Genomic DNA, 21,544 nt, shown 5'->3' on the forward strand with positions numbered 1-21,544 from the left:
ATGCAGGTAATTTGATCAGGTATACTGCACTTTTTTCCAGCTGACGACAAAAGGACGTTTATCCACATGGCACTGGCGAGTACTTCCGGGCGCATTATCACCACACTCATCGCCATTGCCTGCCTGGCCGGAAGCTGGCACCTGATGAATCAGGGGCTGGAACAAATGACCGAAACCCGCCAGATGCAGAGACTGCCAGCCACCCCGCTCGCTGCACTGTCAGACGGGCCCTACCTGATTGAAGCCACGGTAACCGATGCCCTTGGCGCCCGCCCTGCGCCCTATTCCGGCACGCCCGCCGTGTTCTACCGGTATCGACTGCAGGAACGTTATCGGGACTCCGACGGCGATACCCGGCTGCGAACCCTGGAATCCGGCCAGTGGGGTGAGCGCTTCCAGGTCAAAGATGCAACTGGAGCTGCCACCGTTAACCCGGAAACCAACCAGCCAGATGTGGACTGGAACCTCCGGCGCACGTTTAACCAACAGGAGGGTGACCTGATCTATTCGGAGTGGGCCCTGCGCCCCGGTGATACTGCCTATGTGGTTGGGCATTTCAACCGTGAGCACCGGGAAGTCAGGTTTGACGGGCTGTCCGGCTTCTCCCTGCCCGCCCTCATCTCCACTGGAAAACTGGAAACCAACGGTGGCGAAAGGCTGTTCTCCGCCGGCGTCCGGATATCCATAGCGACTGGCCTGCTGGCTCTGGGGCTGGCCCTGGCGCTCACCGCCCTGAAAATCCACCGGCTTTGGGTCTACATTCTGATGGTGACGGTTGGGGTATCCGGCAGCCTCGCCTGGTTAGGCGTCAGCCGCCTGAACCAGGAGTGGTCTGCCATCGCCACCTTGTATGAGAGCCGCTACCAGCAGCTTCGGGAGGGTTCTGCCTCACCACTGGTACAGGCCGACATTGCCGCCCTGGAACAACTGATCCGCCTGAGCACCAGCGGCTGGCTGGACCGCTGGATGTTCCGCACGATAGTGGAAGAGCGCCTGCCGGCACCGGAACTGGACGATCAAACCGCAGCGCTCGCCGCTGCCGCTGTGGAGAAAAAGCAGCCGGCTCGGCTTGAGTACTCCATACCGGTCATGGTGCTGACCGCCGGCGCGGGGCTGCTTGCGCTGTTTCTGATGTACCTGGCCATTAAAGGTGTGAAACTCAAGCGACTGATCGAGGCGGTGCCTACCAGCAGCGCCGCCGGTCTGAGCTTTGGGTTATCGGAGCTTAAGGGGCAAATCCGGGCCGACGAACAGTATCCGCTGCTGACCGACCCGCTGAAAAACGAAAACTGCGTCGCCTTTTACTACAAAGTCGAGGAAAGGTCCGGGTCCGACAAAGACGAAAAATGGAAAACCATTGAATCCCGCAAGGAACAGGTTCCCTTCTGGTTAGAAGATGACCACGGCCGCGTCCGGGTGTACCCGGAGGGCGCCACCATCGACTATCCGAAAACCCACACCCACAACCGAGGCGATCGCCGCTATACCGTGCGCCTGCTGGCTCCGGATGTGAAGGTGTATTGCCTTGGCTTTGCCGGCCTGGATAACCAGCGCCCAGACCGCCTTAGTGTCCAGCAGGACAGCGAGACGCCGTTTCTGATCAGTAGTAAAGATGAAGATGACATTGTTCTTAACCGCGGCGCCCGCAGTTTTGTCAGCATTGCAGCCAGCCTTGGCCTGTTTCTGTTCACCGCCACCTCATTGCTCGCCGCCGATGGCCGGTTCAGCCCGGACAACCTGCTGCTGTCCGCCCTCATGGTGCCACTGGTGCTGTGCCTTTATCTGGGCGTGCTGCATTACAACGACATGGTGTTCCTGAAGAACCGGGTAAACCGGGCCAGGGCCAACATCGACACCATTTTGCAGCAACGCCATGACCTGTGGCCGATGCTGGAGAATACGGTAAAGGCCGCCATGGCCCATGAAAAACAACTGATGACCCACATTGCCTCACTACGGGCCGAGCCGCCCGCCAGCATGGAGTCCACCGCGAATGTGGAGCGAACGCTTGCCCGTGAACAGGCCGCAACGCAGGTGCTCAAAGCCAGGATTGAAGATTATCCGGAGATGAAAAATCACGAAGTGGTTGGGCGCTTTATGGCGATCATGGCGGATACCGAGAGCTACCTGGCACTGCTGCGCAACAGCTACACCGACAGCGCCATGATCTACAACACCCGAATCCAGACCCTGCCGGATCTGCTGCTGGCCTGGCTGTTCCGGTTCCGCCCGGTCAGCCAGTTCAGCAAGGATGGAAGCTAACTATCAGCCCATCAGGTCAAAGTGAGCGAAGTCCTGCTCAATGCAGCGATCCAGCAGCGCCAGGTAATCGGCTTTCACTTTCAGCTTGGTCTGCTTGTGGGCCGTCATGTTCAGCTGTTTCATCTGGGTAGCCACGGCAAGCGCACGCTCCATCAGCTGTTCCGGGGCGACCGCCTCGTCCAGGAAGCCGGCCGCAATGGCGCCTTCCGGGTTAAAGATCTCGGCATTCACCACAGAACGGTAGAAGTACGGCGCAGGCATGCGATGGCGGGCAATCTCGATACCGGCGTGATGCATGGTCATGCCGATGGCCACTTCATTCAGGCCCAGCTTGAAGCTGCCTTCCACCCCAATCCGGTAATCCACAGACAGCAGGATAAACGCACCCTTGGCGATCGCGTGGCCGCTACAGGCCGCAATCACCGGCCGCGGGAAGGCAGACAAGCGGCGAGTCAGGGTTGAACCCACTTTCACCAGGGCCATGGCCTCTTTCGGGCCTTTCTGCATTTCTTTCAGGTCGTAGCCGCCGGAGAACATACCGGGCTGGCCGGTCAGGATCACAATGGCCTTGTCCTGCTCGGCCTGGTCAAGGGCGGCATTCAGCCCCTCAAAAACCTCGTGGCTCAGGGCATTGGCCTTGCCGTTGTTCAGGGTGATGGTGGCAATGCCATCATTCAGTTCGTAAGTTACGAGTTCTGTCACCTGGATATCCTCATGTACTGCGTTTTATTTAAGTGAGTGTTTGTTAACTTTATAGCTTACGGCTTCTGCGGTAAACCCACGCCAGGCCCAGCAAGGCCAATCCGAGCCCCATAAAGGCAGCAACCCGCCAGAGCCCCTGCAAGCCAGACATATCCACCAGGAAAATCTTGGCAATTACCACGCCCAGCAGCGCCATGCCAACCTTGTGCAACATCAGGCTATGGTTTCGGGCAGACCATAGAATGGCCGCTACAGCATACAACATGCCCACCACCGAATAGGTGTAGAGCTCGCCCTCGCCCATACCGAACTGGAGGGGCATGGCACTGCCCTGCCAAATCTGCCGGATTTCCAGTGCTGTAAATAACAGGAACGCCGCACCGGCCACCGCAAGCGCCCAGTGCCGGGGTACCAGCTCCCTATAACGGCTGATTACCAATGCCAGCAGCACCGGTGCGCCATAGGCCAGTAACAGCAGGTTGAAGACGGGCGTTGCACCAATCACCCCGCTGGTCCACCACGGATTGTGAACCACAACCGCCACCAGATAACTTAACCCGGCCATGGCCAGCAAAATCCACGCAAACAGCCGATACAGCCAGACCAGGGTCTCGCTGGCCCGGGCGCGAATCACATAGACCACACTCACAGAGCCCCAGAGCAGCGTATTGATAGCTGCCTCGGTCAGGCTGTAATCCCGAACAAAGATGTCACCGTCGTACAGCGCAAAACGCAGGGCCACCCCCATAAACAAAACAACCAGGTGCAACGACGCACCCTCCAGCCACGGGCGAATAGCACCGCTGCGCCCGGCCAGCCAGGTTGCCGCTACCGCAAAGCCGGCAGCACCGACGTAGGTCAGCAGCGTCCAGTGGCTGGCCGCCTGATAGTTGTCCAGCCAGGGATTAAAGGTCAGCCGAGCCACCACAACGGCCAGCACCAGTTTCAACAGCCAGTACAGCTCCGATGCCTGATATCGGCGGGCCAGCCACACCAGGCTGACAAACTGCGCTGCCAGCGCCAAGGTAAGCGAGGCTTCCTGCAGCCACATGACCACCGCCAGAGAGTAACTGGCGTGTGCTGCCAGCAGGGCCCAGGCCAACCCGGCACGCCACTCACTGCGCTGCTCCAGCCGCCAGGCCAGAGCGCCATAAACACCACCAGCGAACAAGGAAACCAGGGCCCAGGCGCCAGACGCTTCGCCTGCCGGCACCAATAACAACCAACCCAGCAGCAACCAGGTAACCGGAGCCATCATCACCAATGAGGCCCAGCGCCTGAGCGGCAACTGCTGGCGCCACTGCCAGAGCCCGGACATGAGGGTAGCGACAGCTGCCAGCATCAGGTAAGTAAGGAACATTCCGTGATGCTCTTCGGCCAGGGTAACCAGCAGAAACTCTCCCGAAGCCTTAGCCGCAAACCCGAGCCAACCCACAACGGTTGCCAGCACCGCCAGCCAGGGCAAGTACCAGAAAGCCCCGCGCCCGGAAGGCGAGAGAATTGCCACCGGCAATATAAACAACCAGGCCAGAAACAGCGGCTCTGTAGCCGGTTGCTGGTAAATGGACACAGCCCAGGCTGCCAGCAGGGCAATCAATGCTTCACGACGACGCTCTCCGGAAAGACTGACTTCACCGGGCCACATGGAAAACAGCACAAACAACGCCGAAAGGTAGCCCGCAGTCGCCAGCATTGCGGCCGAGCCCATACCCGCCAATAACCACCATCCCAGAGCGCCCAGCAGCGTGCCATACCAGAGCCAGTCACGGTGAACGCGCCGCATCAACAACATGGAGCTTAGGGTAATCAGAAAGCTGTAGCTCAGCACGAACAGGACGCTGCCGCCTTCGCCACCCACCAGCAAAGGCACCACATAGGCGCCAAACAGCCCCATCACGGCCAGTAACGGGCCGTGCACCAAGGCCAGCGCCATGGTCGCCAGAGAGACGACTGCCAGCAGTATCAACCCGGTAACGGGGCCGATAAGCTCATAATGGCGGACACCCGCCAGCAAGGCTGCATAAAGGGTAATACTGCCACCACCGGCCAGAGCTGCGAACACCTGGTCGGTGCCCGTATGGCGCCGGCGCAGATATTCCGCACCGGCATGCAGTGCCAGGCCACTCAACAGAGCCAGCGCAAATTGCTGAACCGGGCCAATCAGGCCTGCGCTGATGGAATGGCTGACCATGAAAATTCCGGCCAGGCTTACACTCAGGCCACCCAGCCAAACCATCCAGTTTGCTTTCAGGGCGTTGATCAGCCGGGTTTCAAGGGAAAGTTGCCGGGGTTGCGGCGGCGGTGTAGGAGTAGCCTGGGGAGGATTTTCTTCCGGAACAACCTGAGATTCTGCTTGTGCAGGATAAACGGGCGCAGCCGCAGGCGCCTGCTCGGGTGCCAGGTCTGCCGTTGCTTGCGCAAATTCTCCGAAAGCATTCCCGCTCTTGAGGGCGGCAAGCTCCTGCCGGAGAGTTGCGACTTCACGGCTCAGCGCTTCAACACGGGAGGCGTGCCGGTCACGCTGGCGAAACGCCAGAAAGCCCAGCAGCGAACCGACCGGCACCAGCAGGGCAGCGCCGGCCACAAGGATAATGAAAATGAATTCCAAACGACGATTCCTTGTCTCTTGAAAAAATCAGGGCTGAACCCGGCCCGACTCCGGCACCAGGCAATTCATCATGGTAATCGAAACATCCCGGAAAACTGCTTCTGATGTCACGTTGTCCGGAAAGTTATCGTAAATCGCCCTTCGACAGGTGGAGGTACGGGACTCCGCCCGCTCCACGCAGTCATCAAACCGGTCTCCGCTACCCCCGGTTGCCTGGGCGCAGACTTCCGGAATCTGTGTAACAGCCCAGTCCACCACGTCACTGCGCTTGGCCGGGCTGGCAGCCAGGTTGGTGTACCTGGCCGGGTCCTCAGGGGCTGGCTCGTCCTGCATCTGATCCCACAGCACATACAGCAACGCACCAGCCACCAGTACAACCGTTACGGCAGGAAACCTCATCCCGCCTGCCCTTGCAGCCACTGGCTGATCTGGGCCTCACTCATGGCACCGCAGTTGCCACCGGCGGCAAGTTTATCAACAGGCACCCGGTTTGCCTTATGGCAGTGGGGACACACCACAAGTTTGGTTTCGACGGACATACGCATTCCTCTTGTCAGCTAATGACCGGTGTTACTGGATGGGCTGGCAACCGCGCATCGCCAATGCAATATTCGCGCTTGCTTTGATTTCTTCGTAGTACTTGGACGCCTGGTTCACGCCCATATCGGCATAACTACCGGCGGCGGGGCTGATCACCCGCCCCAGGTCAGCCAGGGCACTGGCAGACTGCCGATCGCGCTCATAGGCATCAAAGGCCTGATAGATCTCAGCGCAGGTAACGCCGTCTCCATCGGTGGCCGCCGAGGTCATGTAACCGGAAGTCTGGCAGCCAGCCAGCAGGGCTGTGGCTGCAATCGCAAACATAAATGCAGGTTTCACGCTTGATTCTCTCCGAATATCTGAGTGGTGTAATGAATAATCACGGATGCCAGCCCAAAAGGTTCCTAACCTTCCTTTAGCTGTTGCATAAACCGTTCTATTTCCGATTCTATTTCGGCCAGGCGCTGCTGCCACTCGGCTTTGTAGGCGGCAAATTCCTCACCTAATTCACCCAGCTGCAACTGGGTCTTTGCGGCCACAACGGTGCTTTCGGCCAATGCCTGAAGGTCCGCCTCTTCCAGTTTTTGCTGCTGCGCTTCAAGCTGGGTAACGGCCTCATTCAGCGTGCGCCGGTCTTTCGAAGAGGCCGAAGGATTGGCTTTCAGCGCCTCTCGCAATGACTGGGACCAGGCTTCCATTTGTTGCCCCAGCTGCTCACCATACTCTTCTGCCAGGCCCGAGAATTCACTACTCATCTGTGCGGCTTGCTGCTGAAGCTCCTGCCCCACCAGCTGAAGTTCCTGTGCCAGCTCATCGGATTGCTGTGCCCAGCGGGCTTTAAGATCCTCGCCCAGCTTTTCCAGCTGGCCAACCAGGCTGCCCCACACCGGGCCATCTTCCAGGGCGTCGCCGGTGCGGTAGTAGTCCACCAGCCATTCATCCCCCTGGCGCACCAGGTAGGTGACCGTTTCAACCGCTTCATCACGCCCCTCCAGCCCGCTCAGGGTGGTGGTTACCCGGGCAACCTGCTCATCAATAACAACGCGGCCCCAGGCCACTTGCACGTTCTTCCAGTTCTCGCCAAAACTGTCGAACGCAGCCTCGTCGACCAGCGTGGAGTAGTCACTAGCATCACCGGCATCGCCTTCAACAACCGCCTGCCAGAAGGCTTCAGAAACTTCCTGCGGAGATTCCGGCCCGGAGCAGCCCGCCAACAAGGCAACACTGGCCGCCAGCAATGTCATCAGAAATGTCTTCAACATGGTAAAACGTCTCTTGCTTCAGGTTATGCCCGTTATCCTACACCAATCGGAGCCGTGGCAACCGTCACGGGGAGCTTGGAAACCGGCGTGATGTGATAGGGTAAGCGTAACGAAATCAGGAACCTCTTGTGCATGCGCATTCGAATTACCCACCAGAGAATCACCATTGCCCTGCAACTGATACTCCTGGCCGAGGCGGTGTTTGCTGTAATCGGCCAGCGCTGGTTCACTGCCTTCCTGACCAGCATGATCATTGCCATTACCTTTTTCCCGGTTTTGTTTGAGCGGCGTTTCCGCATTCACATTCCACCGGAACTGCAGCTGGCGGCCATCGGCTTTGTGTTCGCGTCCCTGTTTCTGGGCGAAATTCGCGACTACTACACCCGCTTCTGGTGGTGGGACATGGCCCTGCACACCACTTCGGGCTTCCTGCTTGGCATCCTCGGTTTTTTGCTGGTGCATATCATGAACGAAACCGAGAAGCTCCAGATGCACCTGAAGCCGGGCTTTGTTGCCCTCTTTGCCTTCATGTTTGCCCTGGGCATTGGGGCCCTGTGGGAGGTCTTCGAATTCACCATGGATTCATTATTCGGAATGAACATGCAAAAACCCATGCTGGGGGATCCATCCGGGCTGACCGATACCATGTGGGACCTGATTGTTGATGCCATTGGTGCCCTGATCATTTCCATTCTGGGCTGGCGTTACCTGAAGAATCCGGACGAGGCCTCGTTCCTGGAGCGGTGGATTGATGCCTTTATCGAACGTAACCCCCGCTTTTTCCGACGCTGAGGAAGCCCATGCTGAAAATCTCCAACGCCGTTGAACTGGCAGACTGGGAAATCGAGATCACCCAGATACGCGCCCAGGGCGCGGGCGGGCAGAACGTCAACAAGGTTGCCTCTGCCGTTCACCTCCGGTTCGATATCCAGACCTCCAGCCTGCCGCCGTTCTACAAGGAACGGTTGATGGCGTTGTCTGACCAGCGAATCAGCAAAGACGGCATCATCGTGATCAAGGCGCAGTCTTTCCGCACCCTGGAGCTAAACAAGGACGATGCCCTTCAGCGCCTGAAAGAGTTGATTCAGGAAGCGGTAAAGCAACAGAAAGCCCGCCGCCCCACCAAGCCAACGAAGGGCTCTCAACGTCGGCGTGTGGACAGCAAAACCAAAAAAGGCAAAACCAAGGCGCTCAGGGGAAAAGTGCAGCTTTGATATCCCCAGTTACCCACAAACTCTGTGGATAACTTTGTTAGGAACGAAAGGATAGGCGGTGTAAAGCGTGTAACCCCAAGGGCTGGCGGTATGCGTAGGTTATTTGATCAACCTGATCAACCCTGCGCCTGAGTGATCAATTTATCCACAGCAGAGCAGCGAAAAAAAGATGGCACTGCCCTACTACCTCGGCTGTCCCCAGTGGCAAGATCCGAACTGGAACAACCAGCTGCCACCCGACGGCACTCCCCTGGCGCGCTATGCCCGGGTGTTCAACACCGTTGAGGGCAACACCACCTTCTACGCCAGCCCCAGCCGGGATCAGTGTCTGCAATGGCGGCAGCAGGTGCCGGACAGCTTCCGCTTCCTGTTCAAACTGCCCCGAGCCATCACCCACGAACGCTTTCTCACCGGCGTGGGCGATGAGCTGGATACTTTTCTATCGCTGATTGAGCCGCTAAACGATGTGCTGGGCCCTATGTTGCTGCAGCTACCCGCCGGCTTTGGCCCTCAGCGGCTAGACCAGCTCTGGCATTTCCTGGATACCGCACCCGAGTTTCTTCACTGGACTGTAGAAGTCCGCCACCCGGCGTTTTTCGCCAAGGGTGACGAAGAACGGGCATTGAACCAGGGTTTGCGGGCCCGAAAGCTGGCAAGGGTGGTTCTTGATAGCCGGGCGTTGTTCTCGGCAACGCCCGACTGTGAATCAACCATCGATGCCCAGCGCAAGAAGCCCCGAGTTCCGGTGCACATCCTGCCCAGCGACGCGGCGCCGGTGATTCGCTACATAGGCCACCCCGACCTGGAAACCAACCGAACCTTCCTTGCGCCCTGGGTAGATCGCGTGGCCGCCTGGATTGAGGCTGGCATTCAGCCCTATGTATTCATGCACATGCCCGACAACGGCCATGCGGTGGAGCTGGCTGCGTTGTGGACCGAATTGCTGCGGGAGAAGATTCCAGAACTGGAAGCACTGCCGGTAGAGTTGACTACGCCGCAGATCGGGTTGTTCTAGAATTCAACCCTGCACCAATTTGGATAGGGCTCGGTGATCCCGCACCAATTCCATGCATAAACCGCAGTCCCGGGGCTCCGCAACCCAAGAAATTGTGCAATATGCACAATGAGTACCCGGAGCCTGCAGGCTTTTACCTGCCCGAATCCAGAAATGGCATGAAGGTTGCGAACGCTTGTCGTGATGACTAACGATACGGAGAAACCACCATGACTACTCAGGCGACCCCGCAAGAGCAGGACTACCCCCTAAGCCCGGTGCCCATGGATCAACGCAAAAGCGTCTGGTCCATGGGGCTGGTACTGCTGGGCTTCACCTTTTTCACCGCTACCATGTGGGCCGGCGGCACCGTTGGTGTGGCCTTTGATTTTTCCACCATGCTGATGGTACTCGCAGCAGGTAACCTGCTACTGGGAATCTATGCCGCTGTACTGGGCTACATTGCAGCCAGGAGTGGTCTCAACACCGCCCTTATGAGCCGCTTCACCTTTGGAGAAATGGGCAGCAAGCTGTCGGATATCATCCTTGGCTTCACCCAGATTGGCTGGTACGCCTGGGGCACCGCCACCATGGCCGTCTTGTTAGTGAAACTGACCGGCATGCCGGAGAGCCTGACCACCCCGCTGATGGTCCTGTTCGGGTTCGGTTTCTGCGTCACGGCCTTTATCGGCTATCGCGGCCTTGAGTGGCTGTCCCGGGTGGCCGTGCCCGCCATGATTATTCTGGTAGCCGTCAGCATGACCATGGCCACCTCGGATGCCGGCGGGCTGGCCGGTTTACTGGCGATCACTCCATCCAGTGAGATGACGGTTGCGGCGGCTATTACCCTGGTGTTCGGCACCTTTGTCAGTGGCGGTACACAGGCCACCAACTGGACCCGCTTCGCCAAATCCGGAAAGACTGCCGTCATCGCCACGCTACTGGCGTTTTTCCTGGGCAACGGCCTGATGACCCTGATCGGCGCCTTCGGTGCCCTGGTTTATCAACAGGCCGACATTGTCGATATCATGGTCGCGCAGGGGCTGGCAACACTGGGCATTCTGATGCTGTTCCTGAACCTCTGGACCACCCAGGACAACACCGTCTATAACTTTGCTGTCGCAGGCTGCAACCTGGTCCGTACCCGCCGCCGCAAACTGGTCACCATTGTCGGGGCCGGCATCGGCACCGTCCTGGCGGTCATGGGCATGTACCAGTGGCTGATTCCATTTCTTGTCCTGCTGGGCACCTTTATCCCGCCCATCGGCGGCGTGATCATGGCCAGCTACTTTGTCGGCTATAAACGCCAGTACCCGAACCTGGCCACAACAACACTGCCCGCGTTCAACGTACCCGGCCTTGCCGCTTACGCGATTGGCTCCGCAGCAGCCTACACCTCGCCCTGGATTGCGCCGATTGTCGGTGTGTTGGTGGCCGCATTCAGCTACAGCGTGGTGCTAGTGGTTTCCCAGGCGGTGCTGGAACGCCGGGCCATGGTGATGGGAACCGCATAAATGGCCCTACAGTGCATCGATGTACCCAAGCTCCCGGGGCTGAGCACCATCCGGATCCGGGGTGGCGATGCCGCCGCCGGCAATCCGGTACGCTGGCCCTACCTCGCTGAAAACCGCTCCTTCAAGGACTGGGTCAAAGGTGGTGAACTGGTGTTTGTCACCGGCATCAGCCGGCATCGCAGCCCCCAGAACCTGGCCGAATGTCTGTACGAAGGCAAAGCTTGCAACATCGCCGGGCTGGTCGTTCTCACAGGAGATGCGTACATTGGCCAGTTACCGAACAGTCTGTGCCAACTGGCCGACGATCTGGCACTTCCATTGTTTGAACAGCCCTATTCCCTGCCCATGGTCGAGGTGACTGAAATCATCGGCAGGGCGATTGTCCGGGCTGAGCACACAAACGGTGGAAACGTTGATACCGAACTTCTCGCCGGTTCGGCAGACCTGTTAGAGGCCTGGGTCAGCTGTCGCGGCAACCAGAGCGCTATGGCAGAAACCCTGAGCTGCCACCGGAACACCGTTCGTAACCGGATGAACCAACTATCCGATGGCCTGGCCAGTGACGCCGACAGCTCAGACAATTTCAAATCACTGCTCATGGCCCACCTGCTGTTTAACCCTGAACCGCCGGTGCGCCAACACCAGGAGACAAAATGACCGAACAACTGAACGCAATCATAAACGCCCGCCTGCCGCGCAAGGATGGACTGTACAAACTCACCATTGCCGGCGGGCGTTTCACCAACATTCTCCCGATGCCAGGGCCCGCCGCCGCTGGGGACAACGAACTGGATGCCGCCGGCAACCTGGTTACGCCGGCCTTTGTCGAACCCCACATCCACCTGGATGCTGCCATGACCGCCGGTGAACCCCGCTGGAACCAGAGCGGCACTCTGTTTGAAGGCATTGAGTGCTGGGCCGAGCGCAAAGCCATGCTGTCCCATGAAGATGTGATCAAACGGGCCACCGAAACCCTTAAGCTGTTTGCCACCCACGGTATCCAGTACGTGCGCACCCATGTGGATGTAACCGACCCAAACCTGACGGCCCTCAAGGCCATGCTGGAAGTGCGAGAACAGACCGCCGGATTGGTCGACCTGCAGATCGTAGCTTTTCCACAGGAAGGCATCCTGTCCTTCAAGAATGGCCGAGAGCTGATGGAAGAGGCGGTGCGCCTGGGTGCCGATGTGGTAGGCGGCATCCCCCACTTCGAGTTCACCCGGGATTACGGCGCCGAGTCTGTGCGCTGGCTGATGGAGCTGGCCCACAAGAACGACCGGCTGGTGGATGTCCATTGCGATGAAATTGACGACCCGGAATCCCGGTTCCTGGAAGTGCTTGCCGCTGAAGCCCTACGCCTGGATTATGGATCCCGGGTAACCGCCAGCCACACCTGTGCCATGGGCTCTTACAACGATGCCTACTGCAGCCGGCTGTTCCGCTTGCTGAAAAAATCCGGCCTTCGGTTCCTATCCATGCCCACCGAAAGCCTGCACCTGCAAGGCCGTTTCGATGGCTACCCTAAGCGCCGCGGCCTGACCCGCGTACCGGAACTACTGGACGCCGGCCTGAAAGTCGCCTTCGGCCAGGACTCCATTCGCGACCCCTGGTATCCCATCGGCAATGGCAACATGCTGCGCACCCTGGACGTCGGCCTGCACGCCTGCCACATGCTGGGCATGAGCCAGATCGAAAAGTCTCTGGAGCTCATCACCGATAACGGTGCAGCCGCCTTGGACCTTAAGGACTATGGCATTGAAGAAGGGCTACCGGCCCGGTGTATCGTTCAGCAGGGGCAGACCCCCTATGAAGTCTTGATGGGACAGCAACCCGTGCTGGCGTCTGTCCGGGACGGGAAATTGCTGATCAAGAGGGATATGATGAAATATGAAACTGACTTGAGCCTTTGAAGGCGGAAACGCGTTATGCCAAGGCTGTTTTTCGGACTGGAGATACCCGAGGCCGTCAAGGCGAGCCTCCTGCAGATGAAAACACAGGTAGCCGGGGCTCGCTGGCAAAGCCGTGGACAACTGCACCTGACCCTGGCATTCCTCGGCCAGGTCGAAGAGCCGCAGGTGGCTCTGGCCTGCGACCTGGCAAGAGGCGTTACCCGTGCCCCCTTTGAACTCAATGTGCAGGGACTGGGTTGCTTCGGTTCCCCGGAGAGCCCGAAAATTCTCTGGGCTGGAGTATCGCCGGAAGACCAACTTCGGGAGTTCCAACAAAACCTCGCAAACCGACTCACCAACAACGGGTTTACGCTAAAAAACCCAAGCTTCAAACCTCACATAACAATCAGTCGATTCCGCCCACCGACCGGTTCGGTGGCGTCACTGCTTGGGGGCCACAGGAACACTTCATTCGGCACCATGCCGGTCAAGGACTTCGTGCTGTTCGAAAGCACACCCGGTGCAAGTGGCTCGGTGTATACCGTGCTTGAGCGGTTTGTATTGCCGCCCCATACCGATTGACGCATTACAGCTGTTCAAGATATTTGAGCCCGGAGAGCTGGTTCATCTGCTGCTGAATCCAGACCACCCGTTCCTGCACATAAGCTGTGGGTGCCGTTACGCTCAACACTTTTGGATTGGGTAGCACGGCGGCCAAACGGGCAGCCTGGGTCTGGGATAATTTGCGGGCAGGTTTGCCGAAGTAGATCTGGCTGGCGGCCTCTACTCCGTAGATTCCGGGCCCGAATTCCGCAATATTCAGGTAAACCTCCAGCACCCGCTCCTTTGGCCACAGGCCATCAATCCCCAGTGCCAGCACGGCTTCAAGCGCCTTGCGAACAAAGCTGCGACCATTCCAGAGAAACAGGTTCTTGGCGGTTTGCTGGGTAATGGTGCTGGCGCCCCGCAAGCCCTCTCCGGCCTTATACTCGGATACTGCCTTGCGGATGGCCTCGAAATCCACCCCGGAATGATAGGGGAAGCGCTGGTCTTCACTGGCTACCACGGCCAGAGGCATCCAGGGTGAAATCTCCGCCATGAGCACCCATTCCTGCCGAAGAGGCTCTGGCGCAGTGCCAAGTTGATAAGCCAGAATAAAGGCGGAGGTCGGCGGGTTCACAAACCGGAACAAAAGGACGGTCAGAAAAACCAGGGCCACAACAGCCCCGAATGCCAGGGCTAGCAGGCGCAGGGATTTACGAATGAAAGACCTTTTGGCCATAGCCGGAACCTGTCGTACTCGGTTGAACATGTTTCAAACAGACATTACATGTTAGCCGACACGACAGGCCTTGGCGGTTACGATATGGAAAGCCTTAACGCGCAGGAATAAACCGGCCGTAGCCCATTTCCCGGCCGAACTCCGGCACCAGTTGCTCGTCGTCCAGCGCCAGCTTGCCGTTGATCAGCACAGTTTTCACAATGCCCGGGTTACGGTTAACCAGCCGCTGCAAACCAAAGTTCTCCATCTCGCCCCAGTGCACCTGTTCCAGGTTCTGGCCAAACCCTGACGGGTCGAGCACCACCACATCGGCCCTGTCCCCTTCCCGGATTTTGCCCGCGTCGATACCAAACCAGTCAGCCTGATCACCGGTCAGCCGATGCACGGCCTGCTCCAGGGTCATCACCGGGTCGCCTTCCCCGATGGATTCGTGCACCAGTTTCAGCATGCGCAGCGGCAGGTTGTAGAATGCCATATTGCGGATGTGCGCACCGGCGTCGCTAAACTCTTCAAAGAACACCACATCAATACCGTCTGCATACACAGTGAATGGCGTAGGTACTGGGCAGGCTTTTCGACCATTCCCGGTCGCCGTCCACCTTGTCCCACTTCAGGCACATAGTCGAAAGCCCGAGAAAGCCTTCATCCAGCGCTTCTTTCAGCAACCGCTCCATGGTTTGCATTTCTTCCTCGCTGGGCTGAACCGCCAGGTCCGTCGCCCGGCTCAGCCCCATCACCCCCACCCGCAAATCGCTATGGCCCAGAAAGCTGACCACATTCGGTCCCAGAGGCACCTGCTTGATGTGCTCCACCCATTGTTTAGGGGTAGACCAGGTTTTATGGGCCTTCAGAATGGGTAGTACCCGCTCCCGGGGAACGGTTTCTACGCGGGTGAAGATGTCCGATGCGTCCTCGTAATCACTGCAGATCATGCTCAATGAGCAGCTACCCACCAGCACGGTGGTCACGCCATGGCGAACGGATTCCGACAGGCTCGGGCTGACCAGCAATTCGGCATCGTAATGGGTATGGGTGTCCAGAAAACCGGGGGTTACCCACTTGCCGGTGGCATCAATTACGCGCTCGGCTTCGGCATGAGGAATAGGGGCAGCAGTAACCTTGGCGATATGGCCCCCTTTGATTGCCAGGTTACGAATGGCAGAAGGCGCTCCAGTGCCGTCGAAATAGCGGCCGCCTTCAATAATGAAATCGTACCGGTCCATAGTCACTTTCCTATTTTTTATGTTGTTATTGTCAGGGCATCGGACTGATAGCAACAGACCCGATTTCTACCTTGCTCCTTAGCCTTGTAAAGTGCTTTATCTGCTCGATCTACGGCGCATTCGACCGATTCCACCAGCGCATTCACTTCTGCAATTCCCAAACTTACGGTGACCTGAATCACCTCACCACCTTCAACGACGACGGTCTCGCCCGCAACTGCTTCACGTATCCTCTCAGCGCAACGTCGAGCTTCCGCGAGGTCGGCATCAGGTAGAAGAAGCACAAATTCCTCACCACCAAAACGCGCCACCAGATCACGGGACCGACTGTGCTTCTTAAAAATAGCCGAAATCTTCGTCAGCACCTGATCCCCTATACTGTGACCATGAGTATCGTTAACGGCTTTGAAGAAGTCGACATCGACAGCAATCACCGACAACGGCTCCCCAGTCGACTTTGCTTTCTCTAGCAGATACCCCGCTTCGGCCATGAAGTAGCGGCGATTATAGAGTCGCGTCAACGGGTCAGTAGCTGCCTGCTTCTTCAGTTCATCTTGCCTGGATCGAACATCCTCCAAAATCTTTATCCGGTAGGAAATAATAAACGCCAGCGTGAGCGCCTCCAGCACAATGCCTATACCAACGCCATGACTGCTGATATAACCCGGTTCAATCAACCCCTTGTAGTAAAGCACCGCAAAGCCGTTGAAAACCACGAAGAACGTGTGGCCAACGAGAAAGAATTTCACCAACGGATGGCCTTTGCGAAACAGTGAAATACTGACCGAGAAAGTTACCACCATCATCAATGCTGCCAGACTGCTGGCGGGCTTCAACGCTGCCGAAATATCAAAAATCCCATAGGCAAAGGTAACAGCCAGCAACGCCAACATAACCTGCAGGAAACGGTGCTCCGTAGGGTAGTGCTGCCGGGTCTCGAATATGGCCATCATAAATAGCAGCAGAAAAACCGGCATGGTGATCAGCGACAGATTCAATATGAAGACTGAATCGCCGTATGCGGAGAAGGATTTGGCAATCAAGCCGTACGATAAGGCGATCCACACCAACCCCGAGATAAGGTACAGCGAATAGAGAATGTTCTCTTTCTTGCTGGTAGCGAAGTACAAAAGGCCGTTATAAAACACCAGAGCAATCATCATTCCGACCAACAGGGCAATATCCAGATGACCGCCTACCAGAGCCCGACGGGAATGCTCGTCATCGAATATCTCCAGAGAAAACCACTGGTGTGAATAGACATGACTACGAACATAGAGCACCGTGGTTTCTCCTGACGGCACTCGAAAAGGGTAAACAACGGTACCCTGATACATCAGGGGAGCATCGGAGGCATTGTTGAGGTCTATCGAGGCGCGGTCAATCAGTGTATGCGAGCGCTCTTCATAGATATCAATAGCACGCACATGATACGCCTTGGGGAGGTGCAGGAAGAGCTCACGCTCCTGCTCTGCGGCGTTGAATACCGCAACCCGGTACCAGGTTACCGTCGCCTTTGTTCCTAATGTGGTTGTACTGGTTGTTGGCTGGAAGGGTTGTTGGCGCACCGACGAAAAGTCCAGCGACCCGGAGTCATCCGTAAAGTACTCTACGGTGAAATCCGTCAAACGTACCTCGGCCTGGGCAATGTCCAACGTTGGCATTGCATGCACGACAATGCTCACCATCCATAGAACCAGGAAATACAAAGCAGCACGGAACGATACCATCGGTGGAGTCCTTATGCCCACGGAAAGCCGGAAGTGTAGCCGCCATACTCACAAAATGGAAAGTCGCTACCCATAATGCTGCTATCCATAAAGCGGCTGAATGTCTCGAGCCGCTTTAGCGTTGCCCTTTGCCGGGCTTGGGTGGGTAGTTTTGCCATGCCACCTCCAGAGACTACTTTCCGAATGATTGCCGGCTACTTGGTCATATGCCCGACATAGGCGGCGACAAAGGCGGTTTCCTGAAAGGCCTTCAAGCCGGTTTCAGCAAACGGAATGGGTAACGGATTCGAAGCCAGTGTGGATTTAATCAGGGAAGACGGCAGCAACCGGACTTCCGGCTCGTTTCCGGCCATCAGTTGAATGGTCGCCTCCAGCTTGAAGCTGATGGCCCCGCCGGCGAACTTGCCCTTGGGCATCCGTTCCTTGATTGCCACACAACCAACCTCGTGTTCAGCCATCAGGCCCGCGAAGTCAGCCTGAAACTGTTTCAGGTCTTCGCGAGTATGGTTTTTGCGCAGCGACAGCTTGCGAACCTTACACTCCGGCAGGCTGAATTGCCCGCGGTCGAGATTCAGCAAACACACCACCGCATCGCTGCCGGTCAGTTCAACGCCACATACAATCATTTTAGTTTCCTTAACCAGTCGCTGTTAAACCAGCCGGGCATTCATGCTGTTGAGGGCGAGCCGCCGGGCCTGGTCTTCCGTCATGCCCAGGCCGTCCCGCAGCGCGGTGAAGTTCTCCAGCACATAGCCACCGAAATACGCCGGGTCATCCGAGTTCACGGTCACATTCAAACCGCGTTCCAGCAGTTCAAGAATGTTGTGCTGCGCCATATCCGGAAACACGCACAACTTGATGTTAGAAAGCGGGCAAACCGTTAACGGAACCTGCTCGTCCGCCAGCCTGTCGAGCAAGGCGGGATCTTCGGCCGCACGAACACCGTGGTCAATCCGGTTGACCTTGAGCAGGTCCAGAGCCTGCCAGATATACTCCGGCGGCCCTTCCTCGCCGGCATGGGCAACCGCCAGAAAGCCCTCGGCCCGGGCCTTGGCAAACACCCGCTCGAACTTGCTGGGCGGATGCCCCTTTTCGGAGCTGTCCAGCCCTACGGCAAAGAACTGATCCCGAAACGGCATGGCCTGCTCCAAGGTCTGAAAGGCTTCCTCTTCCGACAGATGGCGAAGAAAGCTCAGAATCAGCCCGCCGGTTATTCCCAGCTGTGCACGGCCGTCACGCAGTGCGGTGCCGATGCCTGTGATGGCGGCCTCGAACGGAATACCACGTTCGGTATGGGTTTGCGGGTCAAAGAAAGGCTCAACGTGCACCACGCCCTGGGCATGGCATTTCTGCAGATAGGCCCAGGTAAGGTCATAGAAATCCTGTTCCGTGCGCAGAACGTTCGCACCCTGATAATACAGGTCCAGGAATTCCTGAAGGTTGTTGAAAGAATAAGCCTGCCGCAGTGCCTCTACATCGGCCCACGGCAGTTCAATATTATTGCGCCGGGCAAGTGCAAACATCAGTTCCGGTTCAAGGGCACCCTCAAGGTGCAGGTGCAGCTCTGCTTTCGGCAAGGCTGTGAGCCAGGCATCATCCATAGTGATCTCCGGAGATTCAGGGAGGTGATCAGAACGCCATGAGTTCTTGCAGGTCCCGCTTGAGCTCATCCGGGGAGGTAATCCACAGCTCGCCCTGCCCACCGGGGAAAACGCCCACGTCCAGGCCATCGCGACTCAGGCCGGTTACCCACTTCCGGAAGAAATCCGGCAAGGAAACCGCTTTGGGAGAGAGATCGCCGGAGTCTTTGGCGTAGTCAGCAGCAAATTCTGAACCGGGCCAGACCGGCAGGTAAGCAACGCCATCTTCGTCGGAAACAATTTTCAGAAACTGGTTATCAGCATTGACCAGAATCCAGATTTCCCGCTCTTCAACAACGGCATCCAGGAAGTAATCGTATCGCTCCTCGCCGTCCATCTCGAGAATCTGCGCCAGGGGGTTATCGCTCATGAAGGCTCCATAAAATAACGCCACCGCCTGAAACGGCGGTGCTAAAACCGAAGCCTATCATGAATTCTGCCGAGGCAGCTCTGCTTACCCGGGAGTTAACTCCCGATCACCACACTACCGCTGCCGATGGTTACACCACCGCAAGACACGGCGCTGCCGGTAACGGCTGCAGGGATGCCATTAATCAGCACAGTAGCAGAACCCGCCGCTACGGCGCGGGGATGAGGCGGATGCTTGGGCTTGGAGTGCGGTGCCAGGGGATCGCCCACACGGGCGACAGGCTTGCCATCAACCAGAACATCGGGGGAACCGGCAATCACCGGGGTGGGCGGAAACCCTTCATGGTCTGTGCCCAGATCGCCCAACAAAACCACATTCTTACTCATTCCTTTGCTCCTTCAATCCGTGACGGAGAGTGCCCATAATTTTCTGACCTCACGGGTACCGTTGCAGTACCCATGAAGCAGCAATGCTAAACACAAATGCGGCAATAACCAAGCCTTAACCGGCCAGCGCAGCCCGCACCATCTTGCTTAACTGTCCCATATCCACCCGGCCGGTTACCTGGGGGCGCAACTCGTTCATTACATTGCCCATATCCTGCATACCCTTGGCACCAGTGGTGCTGATGGCCGCACGAATCAAACCTTCAAGCTCTTCTTCGCTGAGAGCAGCGGGCATGAACTCTTCAATAATGGCCATTTCTGCCCGTTCTTTGTCCGCCAGCTCACCACGACCCGCTTCCTCATACTGGCTGGCCGCATCACGGCGCTGCTTGAGCATTTTATCCAGCACTTTCAGAACGTCGTCGTCGCCAAGCTCACGGCGCTCGTCAATCTCGATCTGCTTCACCGCCGCCTGGGCCATGCGCAGTGTAACAAGCCGGTCCTTATCCTTGTTGCGCATGGCATCTTTTACAGCGTTGCCAAGCTGTTCTTTGAGAGATGATTCCGCCATGGTGAGCTCCTGTTCTGTCAGTTGTGGAAGACGCACATAATATCAAAGAACCAGCGACATACCGCGTATCGAACGCTTCCCGGCTGCCTTGATTTGTGGCCGCTATCAGCCACAGCACTTTTTGAATTTCTTGCCGCTGCCACAACTACAGGGATCATTCCGGGACGGTGCTTTCGTTGTGGTAATGGTTTCAACCTTGTTCAAGAGTACGGTCAGCTCAGCGATGGACTCAACTGCGCCGTCACGGGCATCAACCGTGATATTCGCAAAAAGACCAGCCTCGGCCACCAGGGCTTCAACTTCTTGCTTCCGCGCCTCACTGGTGACAACCAGTGTTAACGGGTACTTCTTGCTGCCACTTTTCTGACTGGCCTTGGTTTTGAAGCCGCCATATGTAGTGTGATGCTGACGTGCGTCCTGCCGGCCCTTGTAGAAAAATTTGTCTGACATGCTGACATCCTGAGAAATGGAAAAGTGCCCGGTGCCACCAGGAGTGCTGGCGACGGCTGGCCGACGACGTTTTAGCATGCTTGCTGCATTGGTGATATAGGCAGAAGCAGAAATCAGCAGGCCGACAAAAACGGGGCTGTCTCGGTTTCCCGAACTTTTATTAAGTTGTAGTCGCCCCCATATTGATTAGCATCATACTATTGCCCACCCATCATCAGGACACCCTTATGAGCGCAATTCTCAAACAGTTTCTTCTTGTTTCAAGCATCTACCTGCTGGCCCCAGCCGCTAGCGCCTTCAGCCTGAACGATGCTCTCGCCACCGGCACACAAGCACTTTCGTCCACAACGGAAGTCACTGGCGAAGCCCAGCAATTGGTGGGCCAGCTCCAGAATGACCTTGGTGTAACCAAGACCCAGGCCGTTGGCGGCACCGGAGCCCTGTTGCAGCTTGCACAGAATCAGCTGGGTACAGACGCCATGAGCAGTCTGACCAGCGAAGCTTCCGGCCTGTCCAGCCTGCTGGGCGGCGGTGGCGGGCTGGGTGAAAGCCTGCTGTCCAACGTGACTTCTATGGACGGTGTTCAGACCGCATTCTCGGCCCTTGGCATGGACGCAGGCATGATCCAGCAGTTTGTGCCGATTGTGATGGGATTCCTGGGTAACCAGGGAGTGGGCTCGTCGTTGCTGGGACAGCTGCAAAGCTTATGGGCACCAGCGCCGTAAGCTGAGTTCTGCCGGGGGTGCTCTGAACACCCCCGGATATAACTACTTACTCGTTCCTGAATCCGTGAGTTCAACCGGCTGAAACTGTATCCAAAGCCTGCAATAACAAAGCCTTGGGCGATATAATAGCACCTGACATCCATTCACCCAGTCAGTGCATTTAGTTCATGCGTACTTTCACT

At 57.4% G+C, this 21,544-nt stretch carries 25 protein-coding genes; 9 read left to right on the plus strand and 16 right to left on the minus strand.

Going from position 1 to position 21,544, the window contains the following annotated elements; translation table 11 throughout:
* Window positions 1–66: 66 nt before the first annotated feature.
* Window positions 67–2,262, plus strand: coding sequence for a LemA family protein (locus LWH94_RS06890; RefSeq protein ID WP_232901653.1), 2,196 nt, complete (start codon window positions 67–69; stop codon window positions 2,260–2,262).
* A gap of 3 nt (window positions 2,263–2,265) precedes the next feature.
* On the opposite strand, the gene LWH94_RS06895 is transcribed toward LWH94_RS06890, so the two are convergent.
* The 6 genes from LWH94_RS06895 to LWH94_RS06920 all read right to left on the minus strand — a co-directional run bounded on the left by LWH94_RS06895 (window position 2,266) and on the right by LWH94_RS06920 (window position 7,374).
* Window positions 2,266–2,964 carry a crotonase/enoyl-CoA hydratase family protein gene (locus tag LWH94_RS06895; protein ID WP_199457967.1) on the minus strand — a complete coding sequence of 233 codons (699 nt, stop codon included), beginning with the start codon at window positions 2,962–2,964 and terminating at the stop codon, window positions 2,266–2,268.
* Between the two features lie 49 nt (window positions 2,965–3,013).
* On the minus strand, window positions 3,014–5,572 hold the full coding sequence (locus LWH94_RS06900; RefSeq protein WP_232901654.1) for a DUF2339 domain-containing protein: 2,559 nt from the start codon (window positions 5,570–5,572) through the stop codon (window positions 3,014–3,016).
* 27 nt (window positions 5,573–5,599) lie between these two features.
* The gene (locus tag LWH94_RS06905) at window positions 5,600–5,971 is read right to left on the minus strand and encodes a hypothetical protein (protein ID WP_232901655.1); all 372 of its coding nucleotides are present in this window, start codon (window positions 5,969–5,971) and stop codon (window positions 5,600–5,602) included.
* A complete protein-coding gene (locus LWH94_RS06910) occupies window positions 5,968–6,111 on the minus strand; it encodes a hypothetical protein (RefSeq protein WP_022987932.1) in 144 nt (47 codons plus the stop codon). The genes LWH94_RS06905 and LWH94_RS06910 overlap by 4 nt, the downstream gene beginning before the upstream one ends.
* Before the next feature lie 31 nt (window positions 6,112–6,142).
* Entirely contained in the window at window positions 6,143–6,451 is a 309-nt protein-coding gene (locus LWH94_RS06915) for a hypothetical protein (protein ID WP_232901656.1), read from the minus strand.
* A 65-nt stretch (window positions 6,452–6,516) separates the two neighbouring features.
* Complete coding sequence (locus tag LWH94_RS06920) at window positions 6,517–7,374, minus strand: hypothetical protein (RefSeq protein WP_232901657.1); 858 nt, start codon at window positions 7,372–7,374, stop codon at window positions 6,517–6,519.
* Window positions 7,375–7,506: 132 nt separating this feature from the next.
* Between LWH94_RS06920 and LWH94_RS06925 the strand changes: the two genes are divergently transcribed.
* The 7 genes from LWH94_RS06925 (at window position 7,507) to thpR (ending at window position 13,567) form a co-directional block, all read left to right on the plus strand.
* Window positions 7,507–8,166, plus strand: coding sequence for a hypothetical protein (locus LWH94_RS06925; protein ID WP_232901658.1), 660 nt, complete (start codon window positions 7,507–7,509; stop codon window positions 8,164–8,166).
* Between the two features lie 8 nt (window positions 8,167–8,174).
* Window positions 8,175–8,588 carry an alternative ribosome rescue aminoacyl-tRNA hydrolase ArfB gene (gene arfB, locus LWH94_RS06930; RefSeq protein WP_232901659.1) on the plus strand — a complete coding sequence of 138 codons (414 nt, stop codon included), beginning with the start codon at window positions 8,175–8,177 and terminating at the stop codon, window positions 8,586–8,588.
* Window positions 8,589–8,757: 169 nt separating this feature from the next.
* Window positions 8,758–9,603 (plus strand): DUF72 domain-containing protein, encoded by an 846-nt coding sequence (locus LWH94_RS06935; protein WP_232901660.1) that lies wholly within the window; start codon window positions 8,758–8,760, stop codon window positions 9,601–9,603.
* Between the two features lie 209 nt (window positions 9,604–9,812).
* On the plus strand, window positions 9,813–11,096 hold the full coding sequence (gene codB, locus LWH94_RS06940; protein WP_232901661.1) for a cytosine permease: 1,284 nt from the start codon (window positions 9,813–9,815) through the stop codon (window positions 11,094–11,096).
* Window positions 11,097–11,753: a PucR family transcriptional regulator gene (locus LWH94_RS06945; protein WP_232901662.1), complete on the plus strand. Its 657-nt coding sequence runs from the start codon at window positions 11,097–11,099 to the stop codon at window positions 11,751–11,753. It abuts the gene before it with no gap.
* On the plus strand, window positions 11,750–13,006 hold the full coding sequence (gene codA, locus LWH94_RS06950) for a cytosine deaminase (protein WP_232901663.1): 1,257 nt from the start codon (window positions 11,750–11,752) through the stop codon (window positions 13,004–13,006). The genes LWH94_RS06945 and codA overlap by 4 nt, the downstream gene beginning before the upstream one ends.
* A 15-nt stretch (window positions 13,007–13,021) precedes the next feature.
* Window positions 13,022–13,567 (plus strand): RNA 2',3'-cyclic phosphodiesterase, encoded by a 546-nt coding sequence (gene thpR, locus LWH94_RS06955; protein ID WP_269802506.1) that lies wholly within the window; start codon window positions 13,022–13,024, stop codon window positions 13,565–13,567.
* A 4-nt stretch (window positions 13,568–13,571) separates the two neighbouring features.
* Here the strand turns inward: thpR and mtgA are convergent, their stop codons facing one another.
* The 10 genes from mtgA to LWH94_RS07000 form a co-directional block, all read right to left on the minus strand.
* On the minus strand, window positions 13,572–14,267 hold the full coding sequence (gene mtgA, locus LWH94_RS06960) for a monofunctional biosynthetic peptidoglycan transglycosylase (RefSeq protein WP_232901665.1): 696 nt from the start codon (window positions 14,265–14,267) through the stop codon (window positions 13,572–13,574).
* A 94-nt stretch (window positions 14,268–14,361) separates the two neighbouring features.
* Window positions 14,362–14,790, minus strand: a complete 429-nt coding sequence (locus LWH94_RS19600; protein ID WP_442914971.1) for an amidohydrolase family protein — start codon at window positions 14,788–14,790, stop codon at window positions 14,362–14,364.
* 1 nt (window position 14,791) lies between these two features.
* Window positions 14,792–15,490: an amidohydrolase family protein gene (locus tag LWH94_RS19605; protein ID WP_442914972.1), complete on the minus strand. Its 699-nt coding sequence runs from the start codon at window positions 15,488–15,490 to the stop codon at window positions 14,792–14,794.
* Between the two features lie 17 nt (window positions 15,491–15,507).
* On the minus strand, window positions 15,508–17,220 hold the full coding sequence (locus tag LWH94_RS06970) for a sensor domain-containing diguanylate cyclase (protein WP_232901666.1): 1,713 nt from the start codon (window positions 17,218–17,220) through the stop codon (window positions 15,508–15,510).
* Window positions 17,221–17,414: 194 nt separating this feature from the next.
* The gene (locus tag LWH94_RS06975; protein WP_232901667.1) at window positions 17,415–17,846 is read right to left on the minus strand and encodes a DUF3010 family protein; all 432 of its coding nucleotides are present in this window, start codon (window positions 17,844–17,846) and stop codon (window positions 17,415–17,417) included.
* Between the two features lie 24 nt (window positions 17,847–17,870).
* Window positions 17,871–18,821, minus strand: coding sequence for an adenosine deaminase (locus LWH94_RS06980; protein WP_232901668.1), 951 nt, complete (start codon window positions 18,819–18,821; stop codon window positions 17,871–17,873).
* A 28-nt stretch (window positions 18,822–18,849) separates the two neighbouring features.
* Window positions 18,850–19,230, minus strand: a complete 381-nt coding sequence (locus LWH94_RS06985) for a DUF2750 domain-containing protein (RefSeq protein WP_232901669.1) — start codon at window positions 19,228–19,230, stop codon at window positions 18,850–18,852.
* Window positions 19,231–19,325: 95 nt separating this feature from the next.
* On the minus strand, window positions 19,326–19,616 hold the full coding sequence (locus LWH94_RS06990) for a type VI secretion system PAAR protein (RefSeq protein WP_022987917.1): 291 nt from the start codon (window positions 19,614–19,616) through the stop codon (window positions 19,326–19,328).
* A gap of 115 nt (window positions 19,617–19,731) precedes the next feature.
* On the minus strand, window positions 19,732–20,187 hold the full coding sequence (locus LWH94_RS06995; RefSeq protein ID WP_232901670.1) for a GatB/YqeY domain-containing protein: 456 nt from the start codon (window positions 20,185–20,187) through the stop codon (window positions 19,732–19,734).
* A 105-nt stretch (window positions 20,188–20,292) separates the two neighbouring features.
* Complete coding sequence (locus tag LWH94_RS07000; protein WP_022987915.1) at window positions 20,293–20,637, minus strand: PBPRA1643 family SWIM/SEC-C metal-binding motif protein; 345 nt, start codon at window positions 20,635–20,637, stop codon at window positions 20,293–20,295.
* 227 nt (window positions 20,638–20,864) lie between these two features.
* Here LWH94_RS07000 and LWH94_RS07005 point away from each other — a divergent pair, with 227 nt between their 5' ends.
* Window positions 20,865–21,362: a DUF2780 domain-containing protein gene (locus LWH94_RS07005; RefSeq protein WP_022987914.1), complete on the plus strand. Its 498-nt coding sequence runs from the start codon at window positions 20,865–20,867 to the stop codon at window positions 21,360–21,362.
* Window positions 21,363–21,544: the final 182 nt, after the last annotated feature.

This window comes from Marinobacter sp. G11 (genome assembly GCF_021282325.1).
GTDB classification, from domain to species: domain Bacteria; phylum Pseudomonadota; class Gammaproteobacteria; order Pseudomonadales; family Oleiphilaceae; genus Marinobacter; species Marinobacter vinifirmus.

Bases quoted from the DNA above. Each gene is read 5' to 3' on its own strand.
- LWH94_RS06890 (WP_232901653.1), top strand. From the start codon at position 67: ATGGCACTGGCGAGTACTTCCGGGCGCATTATCACCACACTCATCGCC.
- LWH94_RS06905 (WP_232901655.1), bottom strand. From the start codon at position 5,971: ATGAGGTTTCCTGCCGTAACGGTTGTACTGGTGGCTGGTGCGTTGCTG.
- LWH94_RS06910 (WP_022987932.1), bottom strand. From the start codon at position 6,111: ATGTCCGTCGAAACCAAACTTGTGGTGTGTCCCCACTGCCATAAGGCA.
- LWH94_RS06920 (WP_232901657.1), bottom strand. From the start codon at position 7,374: ATGTTGAAGACATTTCTGATGACATTGCTGGCGGCCAGTGTTGCCTTG.
- LWH94_RS06925 (WP_232901658.1), top strand. From the start codon at position 7,507: ATGCGCATTCGAATTACCCACCAGAGAATCACCATTGCCCTGCAACTG.
- arfB (WP_232901659.1), top strand. From the start codon at position 8,175: ATGCTGAAAATCTCCAACGCCGTTGAACTGGCAGACTGGGAAATCGAG.
- LWH94_RS06935 (WP_232901660.1), top strand. From the start codon at position 8,758: ATGGCACTGCCCTACTACCTCGGCTGTCCCCAGTGGCAAGATCCGAAC.
- codB (WP_232901661.1), top strand. From the start codon at position 9,813: ATGACTACTCAGGCGACCCCGCAAGAGCAGGACTACCCCCTAAGCCCG.
- LWH94_RS06945 (WP_232901662.1), top strand. From the start codon at position 11,097: ATGGCCCTACAGTGCATCGATGTACCCAAGCTCCCGGGGCTGAGCACC.
- codA (WP_232901663.1), top strand. From the start codon at position 11,750: ATGACCGAACAACTGAACGCAATCATAAACGCCCGCCTGCCGCGCAAG.
- thpR (WP_269802506.1), top strand. From the start codon at position 13,022: ATGCCAAGGCTGTTTTTCGGACTGGAGATACCCGAGGCCGTCAAGGCG.
- mtgA (WP_232901665.1), bottom strand. From the start codon at position 14,267: ATGGCCAAAAGGTCTTTCATTCGTAAATCCCTGCGCCTGCTAGCCCTG.
- LWH94_RS19605 (WP_442914972.1), bottom strand. From the start codon at position 15,490: ATGGACCGGTACGATTTCATTATTGAAGGCGGCCGCTATTTCGACGGC.
- LWH94_RS06970 (WP_232901666.1), bottom strand. From the start codon at position 17,220: ATGGTATCGTTCCGTGCTGCTTTGTATTTCCTGGTTCTATGGATGGTG.
- LWH94_RS06975 (WP_232901667.1), bottom strand. From the start codon at position 17,846: ATGATTGTATGTGGCGTTGAACTGACCGGCAGCGATGCGGTGGTGTGT.
- LWH94_RS06980 (WP_232901668.1), bottom strand. From the start codon at position 18,821: ATGGATGATGCCTGGCTCACAGCCTTGCCGAAAGCAGAGCTGCACCTG.
- LWH94_RS06985 (WP_232901669.1), bottom strand. From the start codon at position 19,230: ATGAGCGATAACCCCCTGGCGCAGATTCTCGAGATGGACGGCGAGGAG.
- LWH94_RS06990 (WP_022987917.1), bottom strand. From the start codon at position 19,616: ATGAGTAAGAATGTGGTTTTGTTGGGCGATCTGGGCACAGACCATGAA.
- LWH94_RS06995 (WP_232901670.1), bottom strand. From the start codon at position 20,187: ATGGCGGAATCATCTCTCAAAGAACAGCTTGGCAACGCTGTAAAAGAT.
- LWH94_RS07000 (WP_022987915.1), bottom strand. From the start codon at position 20,637: ATGTCAGACAAATTTTTCTACAAGGGCCGGCAGGACGCACGTCAGCAT.
- LWH94_RS07005 (WP_022987914.1), top strand. From the start codon at position 20,865: ATGAGCGCAATTCTCAAACAGTTTCTTCTTGTTTCAAGCATCTACCTG.